General features: G+C 60.0%; 13 protein-coding genes. 6 read left to right on the top strand and 7 right to left on the bottom strand.

Annotation, left to right across the window (positions count from 1 at the left end):
* Positions 1-143 precede the first annotated feature (143 nt).
* From KP808_RS18460 to KP808_RS18445, 4 genes are all read left to right on the top strand, one after another.
* Positions 144-494 carry a hypothetical protein gene (locus KP808_RS18460; protein ID WP_002554630.1) on the top strand — a complete coding sequence of 117 codons (351 nt, stop codon included), beginning with the start codon at positions 144-146 and terminating at the stop codon, positions 492-494.
* A 27-nt stretch (positions 495-521) separates the two neighbouring features.
* Entirely contained in the window at positions 522-1,199 is a 678-nt protein-coding gene (locus KP808_RS18455) for a response regulator (RefSeq protein WP_002554629.1), read from the top strand.
* The gene (locus KP808_RS18450) at positions 1,196-2,542 is read left to right on the top strand and encodes an ATP-binding protein (RefSeq protein WP_058400175.1); all 1,347 of its coding nucleotides are present in this window, start codon (positions 1,196-1,198) and stop codon (positions 2,540-2,542) included. Before KP808_RS18455 ends, KP808_RS18450 begins: the two co-directional genes overlap by 4 nt.
* Before the next feature lie 405 nt (positions 2,543-2,947).
* Positions 2,948-4,300, top strand: coding sequence for a dicarboxylate/amino acid:cation symporter (locus tag KP808_RS18445; protein WP_230016626.1), 1,353 nt, complete (start codon positions 2,948-2,950; stop codon positions 4,298-4,300).
* Positions 4,301-4,367: 67 nt separating this feature from the next.
* On the opposite strand, the gene KP808_RS18440 is transcribed toward KP808_RS18445, so the two are convergent.
* Positions 4,368-4,862: a SprT family zinc-dependent metalloprotease gene (locus KP808_RS18440; protein WP_002554626.1), complete on the bottom strand. Its 495-nt coding sequence runs from the start codon at positions 4,860-4,862 to the stop codon at positions 4,368-4,370.
* A 194-nt stretch (positions 4,863-5,056) separates the two neighbouring features.
* Between KP808_RS18440 and ttcA the strand changes: the two genes are divergently transcribed.
* The gene (ttcA, locus tag KP808_RS18435) at positions 5,057-5,881 is read left to right on the top strand and encodes a tRNA 2-thiocytidine(32) synthetase TtcA (RefSeq protein ID WP_002554625.1); all 825 of its coding nucleotides are present in this window, start codon (positions 5,057-5,059) and stop codon (positions 5,879-5,881) included.
* A gap of 6 nt (positions 5,882-5,887) precedes the next feature.
* Here ttcA and KP808_RS18430 read toward each other — a convergent pair whose 3' ends face one another.
* The 3 genes from KP808_RS18430 to arsC form a co-directional block, all read right to left on the bottom strand.
* The gene (locus KP808_RS18430; RefSeq protein ID WP_044343368.1) at positions 5,888-6,559 is read right to left on the bottom strand and encodes a DNA-3-methyladenine glycosylase I; all 672 of its coding nucleotides are present in this window, start codon (positions 6,557-6,559) and stop codon (positions 5,888-5,890) included.
* A gap of 102 nt (positions 6,560-6,661) precedes the next feature.
* Complete coding sequence (gene wrbA, locus KP808_RS18425; RefSeq protein ID WP_122281092.1) at positions 6,662-7,267, bottom strand: NAD(P)H:quinone oxidoreductase; 606 nt, start codon at positions 7,265-7,267, stop codon at positions 6,662-6,664.
* The gene (arsC, locus tag KP808_RS18420) at positions 7,264-7,617 is read right to left on the bottom strand and encodes an arsenate reductase (glutaredoxin) (RefSeq protein WP_002554622.1); all 354 of its coding nucleotides are present in this window, start codon (positions 7,615-7,617) and stop codon (positions 7,264-7,266) included. The genes wrbA and arsC overlap by 4 nt, the downstream gene beginning before the upstream one ends.
* 129 nt (positions 7,618-7,746) lie before the next feature.
* On the opposite strand from arsC, the gene KP808_RS18415 reads away from it, so the two are divergent.
* On the top strand, positions 7,747-8,214 hold the full coding sequence (locus KP808_RS18415) for a TlpA disulfide reductase family protein (protein WP_122258344.1): 468 nt from the start codon (positions 7,747-7,749) through the stop codon (positions 8,212-8,214).
* A 327-nt stretch (positions 8,215-8,541) separates the two neighbouring features.
* On the opposite strand, the gene KP808_RS18410 is transcribed toward KP808_RS18415, so the two are convergent.
* From KP808_RS18410 to KP808_RS18400, 3 genes are all read right to left on the bottom strand, one after another.
* The gene (locus tag KP808_RS18410) at positions 8,542-8,949 is read right to left on the bottom strand and encodes an META domain-containing protein (RefSeq protein ID WP_230016625.1); all 408 of its coding nucleotides are present in this window, start codon (positions 8,947-8,949) and stop codon (positions 8,542-8,544) included.
* The gene (locus KP808_RS18405) at positions 8,946-9,383 is read right to left on the bottom strand and encodes a hypothetical protein (RefSeq protein WP_002554619.1); all 438 of its coding nucleotides are present in this window, start codon (positions 9,381-9,383) and stop codon (positions 8,946-8,948) included. The genes KP808_RS18410 and KP808_RS18405 overlap by 4 nt, the downstream gene beginning before the upstream one ends.
* Before the next feature lie 109 nt (positions 9,384-9,492).
* Positions 9,493-12,246: a response regulator gene (locus tag KP808_RS18400; RefSeq protein WP_230016624.1), complete on the bottom strand. Its 2,754-nt coding sequence runs from the start codon at positions 12,244-12,246 to the stop codon at positions 9,493-9,495.
* Positions 12,247-12,478 lie beyond the last annotated feature (232 nt).

Below are 12,478 nucleotides of genomic sequence, written 5' to 3'. Positions count from 1 at the left end.
CAAACAACCATAGCCGATTCCGCAGCATCCGGTGTAGATGACTGTTCAGCGCCGGTTCATGGCGTGTTCAGTCGGGGTTCAGCCCGGCGCGATTACTGTTGGGCCGTACCTTGACAGCGTCCCCGAGCGCAAAAGGAGTCGATATGTTGAATCTCAACAAGTTTTTCCTGGCCTTGGCTTTTCTGGGTGGCAGCGCTGCGGCACAGGCGGGCGATGGTCGGCTTGACGTGGCTCGTATCGAGTTCGGCAAGACCAGCGAAAGGCTTGATGACGCCAACAGCTGGGGGCATGCGCTCGGGGAGCAGGCACATACCAATGTTTCTGTGGGCACACTTTATTCACCGCCGGTTTACGGCACCCTGACAGGGACTCACAATGGTGTGCCTGTCAGCCGCGAAATCCTGCTGGGCAGCTATGATGTGACACAACACGTGCCCGTCAGCGCCCGCCTGTTGAGTACTGATGCGACGATGTCGTTTCATTCTTTGTCTTGAGGCTGCGATTGTGCCTGGGAGAGCTGCATGAAGTTGTTGGTAGTTGAGGATGAAGCGCTGCTGCGCCACCACCTGCGAACCCGTCTGACCGAAGCGGGACATGTGGTGGAAGCGGTGGCCAACGCTGAGGAAGCGTTGTATCAGGTCACGCAATTCAATCACGACCTGGCCGTGATCGATCTGGGCTTGCCGGGCATCGGTGGGCTGGACCTGATTCGGCAGTTGCGCACCGTGGGCAAGGCGTTTCCGATTCTGATCCTGACCGCGCGCGGCAATTGGCAGGACAAGGTCGAAGGGCTGGCGGCCGGGGCTGACGACTACGTGGTCAAACCCTTCCAGTTCGAAGAACTGGAAGCGCGGCTCAACGCCCTGTTGCGGCGTTCCAGCGGCTTCATTCAGTCCACCATCACGGCTGGCCCGCTGCTGCTGGACCTCAATCGCAAGCACGCCGCGCTGGCTGAACAACCGCTGGCGCTGACCGCCTACGAATACCGCATCCTCGAATACCTGATGCTCCATCACCAGCAAGTAGTGCCCAAAGAGCGCCTGATGGAGCAGCTGTACCCTGATGACGACGAGCGCGACCCAAACGTGATCGAAGTGCTGGTCGGCCGCCTGCGTCGCAAGCTGGACAGTAATGTGGCGTTCAAACCTATCGAAACCGTGCGCGGCATGGGCTATCTGTTCAATGAGCGCTGTACGTGATTCGTTCGCTTCGCCTGCGCCTGATGTTGGGTGCCGCCACTCTGGCGGTGATCTTCATGCTGCTGATGCTGCCTGCTTTGCAGGGGGCGTTCAGCCTGGCGCTGCGCGGGGCGATAGAGCAACGCCTGGCTTCCGACGTGACCACCATGATTTCCGCGGCGCGCGTCGAAGACGGTCATCTATTGATGCCGTCCGTGCTGCCGGGCGAACAGTTCAACCTGCCAGGCAGCCGTCTGCTGGGCTACATCTATAACCGCCAGGGGCAGATGGTCTGGCGCTCACTGTCCACCGAAGGCGAGAACATCGACTACCGCCCGCAATATGACGGGCAGGGCAGCGAGTTCACCAAGATCAAGGAAATCAATGGCGATGAGTATTTCGTCTATGACGTCGAGATCCGGCTGCTCGGCGGGCGCAATGCCGCGTTCAGCATCGTTGCCGTGCAGCCCTTGCGCGGCTATCAGGAAACCATCGACGGTTTGCGCCGCAAGCTCTATCTGGGCTTTGGCGCAGCACTCGCGGTGCTGCTCGGGTTGCTGTGGATGGGCCTGACCTGGGGGCTGCGTGCCTTGCGCGGCTTGAGCCAGGAACTGGATCAGGTGGAAGCCGGCGTGCGCGACAGTCTGAGCGAGGAGCATCCCAGCGAACTGCTGCGTCTGACCGACTCGCTCAACCGCCTGCTGCGCAGCGAACGTGAACAGCGGATTCGTTACCGCGATTCGCTGGATGACCTGGCCCACAGCCTGAAAACACCGCTGGCGGTCTTGCAGGGCGTAAGCGAGAACATCGCCAAGCGCCCCGAAGATGTCGAGCAGGCGTGGGTGCTGCAATCGCAGATCGAGCGCATGAGCCAACAGATCGGCTATCAACTGCAACGGGCCAGCCTGCGCAAGAGCGGTCTGGTGCGCCACCACGTCATGCTGCGGCCCGTGGTCGAAAGCCTGTGCAACACGCTCGACAAGGTGTATCGCGACAAACAGGTCAAGGCCACGCTGGACCTGCCGGAGCATTGTCAGGTGCACATGGAAGAGGGCGCGTTGCTGGAAATGCTCGGCAACCTGCTGGAAAACGCCTATCGGCTGTGCCTGAGCGAAGTACGCGTCAGCTTTACCCGCTCAGCGGGCGGCGATGAACTGTGCGTCGAAGACGACGGCCCCGGCGTTCCGCAGAGCCAGCGCGCGCGCATTCTCGAGCGTGGCGAACGCCTGGACCGCCAGAACCCCGGACAGGGCATTGGTCTGGCGGTGGTCAAGGACATCATCGAAAGCTACGGCGCACAACTGACCCTGGGCGATTCCCCGCTGGGCGGCGCGGCGTTCAGGATTCATTTCCTGGCGCAGTGAGGGCAGTGTTCTCCCGGACACCTGTCGTTCCTCACGCTCCAGCGTGGGAATGCCGTTCGTGACGCTCTGCGTCACACCTCTGCGCGTCACCTCTGCGCGTCACCGAGCACTCCTGTCACCACATAAAGACGGCGGATACCCGCCACTGTGTGCCCATTTTTCCCACCATACGGCGGAAAACCGCCACGTCTTTTTCGGTTTGCGTCTACCGTTACCCGTCTGCGCCTTGTAATGCGGGGTTTTGATGGCTATTTGATTCTATGGCACGTCTATTGCTATCTACATGGCAGAGGCCTGCCTTGCGCAGCTCGACAAAACAAATCCCTCCAGTGCAGGAGGGTTAGCGCTTTATAGGCTCGCGTGCATCAGGTGAAGATGCCGACGACGCCCTTGAGGAAAACTGCAATGACGACTCGTCAGCCCATCTACAAATCCCTCTATTTTCAGGTAATCGTTGCGATTGTCATCGGTATCCTGATCGGTCACTTCTACCCGGACACCGGCAAGGCTCTAAAGCCGCTGGGTGACGGGTTTATCAAACTGATCAAGATGGTTATCGCGCCGATCATCTTCTGTACCGTCGTCAGCGGCATCGCCGGCATGCAGAACATGAAGTCGGTCGGCAAGACCGGCGGTTATGCGCTGCTGTACTTCGAGATCGTTTCGACCATCGCTCTGTTGATCGGTCTGATCGTCGTCAACGTGGTTCAGCCGGGTGCCGGCATGAACATCGACGTCAGCACGCTCGACGCATCCAAGATCGCGGCTTACGTCACTGCCGGTCAGGATCAGAGCATTGTCGGCTTCATCCTCAACGTGATTCCGAACACCATCGTCGGCGCGTTTGCCAACGGCGATATCCTGCAAGTCCTGATGTTCTCGGTGATCTTCGGCTTCGCCCTGCATCGTCTGGGTTCGTACGGCAAGCCGGTTCTGGACTTCATCGATCGCTTCGCCCACGTGATGTTCAACATCATCAACATGATCATGAAGCTGGCGCCCATCGGTGCGTTCGGTGCCATGGCCTTCACCATCGGTGCCTACGGCGTAAGCTCGCTGGTGCAGCTGGGTCAGTTGATGATCTGCTTCTACATCACTTGCGCGCTGTTCGTGGTGCTGGTGCTGGGTGCAATCTGCCGCGCTCACGGTTTCAGCGTCTTCAAGCTGATTCGTTACATCCGTGAAGAGCTGTTGATCGTACTGGGTACTTCCTCGTCGGAATCGGCCCTGCCACGCATGCTGATCAAGATGGAGCGTCTGGGCGCCAAGAAATCTGTCGTGGGTCTGGTTATCCCGACGGGTTACTCGTTCAACCTCGACGGTACGTCTATCTACCTGACCATGGCTGCCGTGTTCATCGCCCAGGCGACCAACACCCACATGGACATCACGCACCAGATCACCCTGTTGCTGGTGTTGCTGCTGTCGTCCAAAGGTGCTGCCGGCGTAACCGGTAGCGGCTTCATCGTACTGGCTGCGACCCTGTCGGCTGTAGGCCACCTGCCGGTTGCCGGTCTGGCGCTGATTCTGGGTATCGACCGCTTCATGTCCGAAGCCCGCGCCCTGACCAACCTGGTCGGTAACGCTGTTGCTACCGTTGTGGTTGCCAAGTGGGTCGGCGAGCTGGACACCGACAAGCTGCAGTCCGAGCTGGCTTCCGGTGGCTCTGCCATTCTGGAAACCCGTCCTGAAGACGACCTCGGCGTTGCCGAAGGCCCGACTCCAGCCGGTGCGGTGAATACCACCAAAACCGTCTGATAACCGTCAGGCGATAAAAAACCCATCTTCGGATGGGTTTTTTTATGCCTGTCGTTTGTCTGGGGAGTTATTCCGTGCGCGTCTCGCCGCTGAACACCAATGGCTCGCGGCAGCGGCGGCACAGGTAGCGCCGGCCCTTGCGAACCATGCTGTGGCGCTGGGCCGTGAACGGAAAGTCGCTGTCCGGGCAAGGGCAGCGGTAGATGTAACGGATCACGCTGCGTCGCTTGACAGCGTAGGTGTGGCAGCGGTTGGGCGGCAGTTCATAAACGCCGCGCATGATCAGCTGCCATTCCTCGCCATGCGGCTGGATGCTGCCGCCAAACAGCTGGTGGGCGATCAGGTGCGCGACTTCATGCGGCACGGTCTGGCGCAGGAAGTCTTCGGCGTTTTCCTTGTAGAGCTGCGGATTGAAGCGCAGCAGGTTTTCGTGCAGGTGAGCGACACCAGCCTTCTGGCCGCGCAACTGGAAACTGACCACCGGGCGTTTGAAGGTGCGCTTGAAGAAGGTTTCTGCTTGTTGGTAACAGGTTTCAACGCGTGAATTGAGTTGGTCGGGCATGCTTTAGGGTTCTCCAGTGCGCCAAGTATGCCGCAATGTGGCTACGCTCTGAAAATGCTGGCCGCCCGGTGGTCGTTTTTGATCAAAGGCGATTGCCAGCCTGAACAGCACGCGCGCAGCATATTTAACCAAAGGTCGGTTGTAGGTAAAATGCCCGGCTTTTCTCAAGCTATCGTCAGCGGATATTTCCATAAATGGGCACCCTTTCAGTCAATCAGAACAAACTGCAGAAACGTCTGCGTCGGCTGGCCGGCGAGGCGGTTGCCGACTTCAACATGATCGAAGAGGGTGACAAGGTCATGGTCTGCCTGTCCGGCGGCAAGGACAGTTACACCATGCTCGATGTGCTGATGCACTTGCAGAAAGTCGCGCCGATCAAATTCGACATCGTGGCCGTCAACATGGACCAGAAGCAGCCCGGCTTTCCTGAGCACGTGCTGCCTGCGTATCTGAAAGAGCTGGGTATCGAGTACCACATCGTCGAGAAAGACACCTATTCAGTGGTCAAGGAATTGATTCCTGAAGGCAAGACGACCTGCTCGCTGTGTTCACGGCTGCGTCGTGGCACGCTGTATACCTTCGCTGATGAAATAGGTGCTACCAAGATGGCTCTGGGGCACCATCGCGACGATATCGTCGAGACGTTCTTCCTCAACATGTTTTTCAACGGCTCGCTCAAGGCCATGCCACCCAAGCTGCGGGCCGACGATGGCCGTAACGTGGTGATTCGTCCGTTGGCGTATTGCCATGAAAAGGACATTCAGGCCTATTCGGACCTGAAACAATTTCCGATCATCCCGTGCAACCTCTGCGGCTCTCAGGAGAACCTGCAACGTCAGGTGGTCAAGGACATGCTGATCGACTGGGAGCGCAAGACCCCGGGTCGCACGGAAAGCATCTTCCGCGCCCTGCAGAACGTACAGCCCTCACAACTGGCTGACCGCAACCTGTTCGACTTCAGTAACCTGCGCATCGACGAAACCGCTGCATCGCGGTTCGTCAATGTGGTGAATATCTGACAGCTGTCAGTGGTTGACCGTGAACGCCAGCATGGCTGACAGCTGGCACATCGGCCGACCGCTTTCTGCGTGCCACTGGTTGAAGACGTCCTGCACAATGGCCTGATCGCGTTTGCTGGTGGGCACGCGGTCGACAATATCCTGCGCATTTAGCGCGGCCACCACGTCCCAGGTCGGAATGAAGGTGTCCTTGCCAATCATGCGCAGAAAGCGTGGTGCTGACAGGCCGCCCATCTGGTTGCCGTGTTTGGCCAGGTACTGCCACAAGCCTGTAATGTTATCGACCGGCCACTCGGCGATGAATTTGCCGAAACTGCCGTGCTCCTGTTCGATGTCCAGAACCAGCTGCGCATTGCGCGGCACGCTCTTGAGTTTGCCCAGGTGGCGGATGATGCGCGCATCCTGCATCAGCCGTTCCAGGTGATCAGCACCCATCAGCACGACTTTTTCCGGGTCGAAGCGGAAGAAGACTTCCTCGAACGCCGGCCATTTAGAGTCCACCAGGCTGTGTTTCAGGCCTGCGCGAAAAACGCGCAGGGCCATGGTCGACAGATAGCGGTCGGCGCTGATGGCTTGCAGTTGTTTCGGTGTCTTCGGGGTGGGCAGGTGGGCTTCCAGTGCTTTGGCGGAGCCGAATCGATTCAGGCAATACTCGTTCAGCCATTTGTAGTCTTGCATCGGTTCTCCAAAGAAATTCAACAGGCAGGTCAAGGGTTCAGACCGACCCTTGCGCTGCAAGTTTGCGATTTAACTGAAAGCGTCAGACCACGCCCTGCCGATTCAGCTGCGGGCTGTGTCCAGTTGCAAGGCGGTTTTGGCCAGACGCTGGCCCAGTGCACGGCACAGGTCGGTTTCATGACGGTCCAGCGCGCGCTTGCCGTCGGCTCCGGCGTGATGGCTGGCACCATAAGGCGTGCCACCCCCGGTGGTTTCCAGCAGCGCCGATTCGCTGTAGGGCAGGCCCATGATCAGCATGCCGTGGTGCAGCAGCGGCAGCAGCATCGACATCAACGTGGTTTCCTGACCACCGTGCAGGCTGGCAGTGGAAGTGAAGACGCCTGCGGGTTTGCCGACCAGTGCGCCGGTCAGCCAAAGGTTGCTGGTACCGTCGAGAAAGTATTTCAGCGGGGCGGCCATGTTGCCGAAGCGCGTCGGGCTGCCCAGCGCCAGGCCTGAGCAGTTTTTCAGGTCGTCGAGGGTCGCGTACAGCGCGCCGTTTTCCGGGATCTCGGGGGCGGTCGCTTCGCAGTCGGCGGAAACAGCGGGAACGGTGCGCAGTCGTGCTTCCATGCCGCCCAGCTCGATACCGCGGGCAATCTGCCGGGCCATTTCGCTGGTGGAGCCGTTGCGGCTGTAATAGAGGACCAGAATGTAAGGTGTGCTCACGGCAGCAGCTCCAGGATGTTCTCGGGTGGGCGGCCAATCACAGCCTTGTCGCCAGCGACCAGAATCGGCCGCTCGATCAGTTTGGGGTGCGCGGCCATGGCGGCGATCAGTTGCTCGTCGCTCAGGCTCGGGTCGGCCAGGTTGAGTTGCTTGTAATCGTCTTCGCCGGTACGCAACAGTTGCCGGGCAGTGATGCCCAGCTTGCCGAGCAGGTCACGCAAACGCTCTGCGTCTGGCGGGGTTTCCAGGTACAGGACGATATCGGGCGTCAGGCCGCGGGCCTGAAGCAGTTCCAGCGCGCCGCGGGATTTGCTGCAGCGCGGGTTGTGATACAGCGTCAGATCGGTCATTTGCACGTCGCATCTTGTGTGGGGTGGCGTATTCTAACCAGCGATGGCACTGTCCGACATATCGAATGGTCAATAGTCGTAGCCTGGATATAAGTGATTGCAGGTTGAACGGGGCGAGGAAGGAAGCAAATGGCAAGGCGATTAACAGCAGCGGTGATACTTTTCGGCAGCTTGCTGCTCAGCGGATGTGGCGTGGACCTGGGCAATGACCAGAACGGCCAGAAGGTGGCCAGTGAGCGAATCAAGGGGCATTGGCTGGTGGTGAACTACTGGGCCGAATGGTGTGGCCCATGCCGTACCGAGGTGCCGGAATTCAACGCATTGTCCGAACAGCTCAAGGACAAGAAGGTCACGGTGCTGGGTGTCAACTTTGACAACCTGCAGGGCGATGAGTTGAAAAGCGCTGCCAACGCACTGGGCATCAAATTCACCGTGCTGGCTCAGGACCCTGCCGAGCAGTACAGCCTGCCGCCCTCCGAGGCGCTGCCGGTGACCTACATCATCGACGACAAGGGCAAGATGCGCGAGCAACTGCTTGGCGAGCAGTCCGCTGCGACCGTGATCCAGAAGCTCAAGACGTTGCGCGGCGAGGGGTGATCGGATCGGTTCTGGGCGCTCTGCGCCGCAACGAGGACGCGGAGCGTCCAGAACGGCATGCGACGCGGAGCGTCGCACGATAGTGCAATGCGCGAGCAGTCGGCTGCGGTCCAGGCGTTGCGTAGAACATCGCGCTCTGCGTCGCAAGAGGACGCGGAGCGTCCAGAACGGCATGCGACGCGGAGCGTCGCACGATAGTGAAATGCGAGCAGTCGGCTGCGGTCCAGGCGTTGCGCGGGGCGTCGCAGGATAGTGATCGTTCCCTACGCTCCAGCGTGGGAATGCAGTTCTAGACGCTCTGCGTCGCAAGTTACGCGGAGCTTCGGATCAGCTATCTTCCAGCCAGAAGCGCAACGGCTTGCCTTGGGCTGGCCACAGGCGCAGTTGCTCGATGGGCGAGATGTCCCAGCGTTGCACGCTGCTGATGGCTTTGATGAAGCGTTGTTCCTGCTCCATCAGCGCGGGGGCGCACATTTTGCGGGTTTTGCCCACCGGGCCAAAGTTGATGCTGTGGTCGTTCAGCGTATACGGCGCGAACCAGTGGTTGCAGCCTGCATTGCCATATGCGCGGCCATCGGCGCCCAGGGTCATGGTCAGGCGGCTGTTGTCGATCAGCGGACGTTCGCCGATCCACTCCGTTACATAACTGTGATCCTGCTGGATCGACAGCGGGTCAGCGGTACAACCGGCCAGCAGCGCGCCGCCGATCAGGCTCAGGAGCGCAAACTGTTTCATGCCGCTTTCTCCTGGCACTTCTTGCAGAGGTGCTTCTCGCCTTCGGTTTTCCAGCCCAGCTCCGCGATGCGCGCGATGGCGGCAGGTTTCTGCGCCTTGACGCCCAGCTTGCTCTCTACCATGAACTCGAAGTTCAGTTCGGCGGCGCAGCTGTCGCAATTCACTTTCCACTGATGAATCGCCAACTCATCGAACACCGGCCCTTTGGCCACTGCAATCCATTGGCCCGGCGGGTTGATCAGGTGCCGGACTTTTTCGACGGTCAGGCGCATGTGCAGGCTTTTGCTGCCTTTGATCGTCACCAGCAACTGGTCGTTGTCGTGAATCGAGCCGCCGTTACCGGTGACCTGATAGCGACCGGGCGCCAAAGTGCGGCATTCGGTCAAGGTGTGCTGCGGGTTGAGCATGCTGTAGCGAAAATCGTGTTCGACCATGGGTCCTCCAAAATTGCGCGCATCCTATCATGCTCGACGCCTTCAGGACCGGACTCAGGGCACCCACAACGGCATTGCTGCGCTGACGTGTGAGGAGCGAGCGTTACCATTACGCTGTCACCCGCGCCTCGGATTCCAGGCGAATGATGGCTTTGTCCAGATCGTCCAGAGCTTCTTCGGTGTGCGCGGCGTTCTGCTTGAGCAGGGTTTCAGCGCGTTGACAGGCGGTGCGCAGCTGCGGGACGCCGCAGTAGCGCGTTGCGCCGTGCAGACGGTGAATGCGTTCGATCAGCGCCTGTATATCCTGGTTGGCCCGCGCCACACGGATGGCCTCGCGGTCGGCGGCCAGCGAGGCCAGCAGCATGGCCAGCATGTCGGCGGCTAGATCCGCCTTGCCCGCAGCCAGGCGCAGCCCTTCTTCATGATCGAGCACCAGCGGCCCGACGTGCCCTTCAGGTGCTTCGTTCTGGCGTTCTGGCGCAGGGTTGCGCAGTGCCAGCCCCGTCCACTTGAGGACCACCTGCGCCAGCTGTCGCTCGCTGATCGGTTTGGTCAGGTAGTCATCCATGCCACTTTGCAGCAGCGAACGTTTTTCATTGGCCATCGCATGGGCGGTAAGCGCCACGATAGGCAGAGAGCTCTGGTTGCGTTCGGCTTCCCAGGCACGAATCGCCTCGGTGGCCTGACGCCCGTCCATACCGGGCATCTGCACGTCCATCAACACCAGATCGAACGCTTCCTGCTGCACCGCATTGACCGCTGCATAGCCGCCCTCGACGGCCACGACTTCTGCGCCCATGTCTTCGAGCAGGGTCTGCACCAGCAGCAGGTTGGCCGGGTTGTCATCCACGCACAGCACCCGCGGCGCGCGGCTCGACAACGGCGGGCCAACGTCGGCGCGGATCGCCCGCGGCGCGATCAGTTCGGACAGCGCTTTTTGCAGTTTGCGGGTGCAGGCGGGTTTGGCTTGTAACTGGGTATAGACATCGTGGACCGCCAACTGGAACAGCGCATGTTCGGTGGTTGGGCACAGCACCATGACTTTGCAGTTGAGGTTTTCCAGGTCCCAGATGTGCTGGCGCAGCCGTTCCGGGGAAATTTCCAGCGCCGTCACGCCGAGCACCGCCAGATCTATAGCCAACGGGGTCTCGTGCGCCGCCGTCACCCCGTTGAGCAGGTTTTCCAGGTTGTTGAACACGATGGTTTGCAGGCCGCAGTCTTCCAGCTGATGCTCCAGCGCCTGCCGCGCCAGGTCATGGTGTTCAAGCACTGCTGCGCGTAGCCCTCCCAGCGGAATATTGAACGATTCTTCCTTGTCTTCGCGGGCCTTGGGCAGTTTCAGGCTGATCCAGAATTCCGAACCTTCGCCCGGCGTGCTGTCGACACCGATTTCGCCGCCCATCTGTTCGATAAGGCGCTTGGAAATCACCAGGCCCAGACCCGTGCCGCCCGGCTGGCGGGAGAGCGAGTTGTCGGCCTGGCTGAACGCCTGGAACAGCGCCCGCACATCCTGACTGGACAGGCCGATGCCGGTGTCCTGCACGCTGATGCGCAATTGCGCGTGCTCTTCGGTTTCGTCTTCAAGCATGGCGCGGGCGACGATGGTGCCTTCGCGGGTGAATTTGATCGCGTTGCTGACCAGGTTGGTCAGAATCTGCCGCAGGCGCAGCGGGTCGCCGGACAGCGCCAGTGGCGTATCGCGATACACCAGACTGACCAGTTCCAGCTGTTTGGCGTGCGCCGCCGGGGCGAGGATGGTCAAGGTGTCCTGCAACAGGTCGCGCAGGTTGAACGGGATGTTATCGAGCACCAGCTTGCCAGCCTCGATTTTCGAAAAGTCGAGAATCTCGTTGATGATGCTCAACAGGTTGTCGGCCGACTTCTCGATGGTGCCCAGGTAGTCGAACTGGCGCGGCGTGAGCTCGCTTTTTTGCAGCAAATGGGTGAAACCCAGAATGCCATTGAGCGGCGTGCGGATTTCGTGGCTCATGTTGGCCAGGAATTCGGACTTGATCCGGCTTGCTTCAAGGGCTTCCTTGCGCGCCAGGTCCAGCTCGATGTTCTGGATCTCGATGGTTTCCAGATTCTGCCGTACATCCTCGGTCGCCTGATCGATGCTCAGTTGCAGTTCTTCCTGCGCGTTCTGCAAGGTCGCCGCCATGCGATTGATGCCAGAGGCCAGCTCGTCCAGTTCCCGACTGCCCAGCGGCGGCAGGCGGGTTTCGAGATTGCCGTCTTTGAGCTGCGACACTGCCTGTTTGATCTGGCTCATCGGCCCGTTGATGGTGCGGCTCATGCGTACTGCAAGAGTCGCGGTGCAGGCCAGCCCGGTCAGGATCAGCAGCAGGCTGGCAAACAGGCTTCGATAGCCGCGCAACAGCGTGCCGTTATGGGATATTTCAAGTTCGACCCAGCCCAGCAGGGTGTCGGCTTCGGCCGGAATGATCGGGCTGGTCAGGTGGCGTTGATTGCCGAATACCGGGAGCAAATAACGCGTCGCGTCGGTGCCGGTCGAATTGAGCAACTGCGAGCCGCTGCCGATCGGCGACGGGCTGATCATGGTCGGCCCGGCATGGGCCAGTGGCGTGCGATCGGCATCGAGAAACGATACGGCGCGCACGTCGGTCTGCTCCAGGGTCTGGGTCGCGATGCGGCTCAGCAGGACCTTGTCCTTGCGACCCAATGCGTTGGCGGCCAATGGCGCCAGGTCCTGAGCGATCATTTCGCCGCGCTGCAGCAACTGGCTTTGCAGTTCGCTCAACTGCATCCAGGTGAAATAACCACCGAGCATTGCGGCCATCAGGCTGGCAGGCAAAATAGTCAGTAGCAGCACACGGCCTTTTATACCCAGCTTGGTCAGCACGCTCGTTCTCCGGCAACACGTATCAGTCCGTCGATAACAGGCATCGGCTGCCTGGCTGTATCGGCACAAGGGGTTGAGTTTAGCCATTTACCGTCAGCATGGGCACCTAACTCTCTGTGCAGGACGGGGGCGCAGTGGAAAAATCAGTGTTTATTCTTTTTGGGAATAAGCAGCGCACTTTGCGTGATATGGGCTTTGGCCGTTTGCCGTTATGATAGGCACCCCCCGCAGT

This window comes from Pseudomonas savastanoi, assembly GCF_020917325.1.
Lineage (GTDB): Bacteria > Pseudomonadota > Gammaproteobacteria > Pseudomonadales > Pseudomonadaceae > Aquipseudomonas > Aquipseudomonas amygdali.
Note: the sequence above shows the minus strand (reverse complement) of the source record. Positions and strands in the feature narration are given on the sequence as shown.

Coding starts and splice junctions, on each gene's coding strand:
- ttcA (WP_002554625.1), top strand. CDS start 5,057: ATGGGCACCCTTTCAGTCAATCAGAACAAACTGCAGAAACGTCTGCGT.
- KP808_RS18445 (WP_230016626.1), top strand. CDS start 2,948: ATGACGACTCGTCAGCCCATCTACAAATCCCTCTATTTTCAGGTAATC.
- KP808_RS18460 (WP_002554630.1), top strand. CDS start 144: ATGTTGAATCTCAACAAGTTTTTCCTGGCCTTGGCTTTTCTGGGTGGC.
- KP808_RS18410 (WP_230016625.1), bottom strand. CDS start 8,949: ATGAAACAGTTTGCGCTCCTGAGCCTGATCGGCGGCGCGCTGCTGGCC.
- KP808_RS18440 (WP_002554626.1), bottom strand. CDS start 4,862: ATGCCCGACCAACTCAATTCACGCGTTGAAACCTGTTACCAACAAGCA.
- arsC (WP_002554622.1), bottom strand. CDS start 7,617: ATGACCGATCTGACGCTGTATCACAACCCGCGCTGCAGCAAATCCCGC.
- KP808_RS18405 (WP_002554619.1), bottom strand. CDS start 9,383: ATGGTCGAACACGATTTTCGCTACAGCATGCTCAACCCGCAGCACACC.
- KP808_RS18415 (WP_122258344.1), top strand. CDS start 7,747: ATGGCAAGGCGATTAACAGCAGCGGTGATACTTTTCGGCAGCTTGCTG.
- KP808_RS18455 (WP_002554629.1), top strand. CDS start 522: ATGAAGTTGTTGGTAGTTGAGGATGAAGCGCTGCTGCGCCACCACCTG.
- KP808_RS18430 (WP_044343368.1), bottom strand. CDS start 6,559: ATGCAAGACTACAAATGGCTGAACGAGTATTGCCTGAATCGATTCGGC.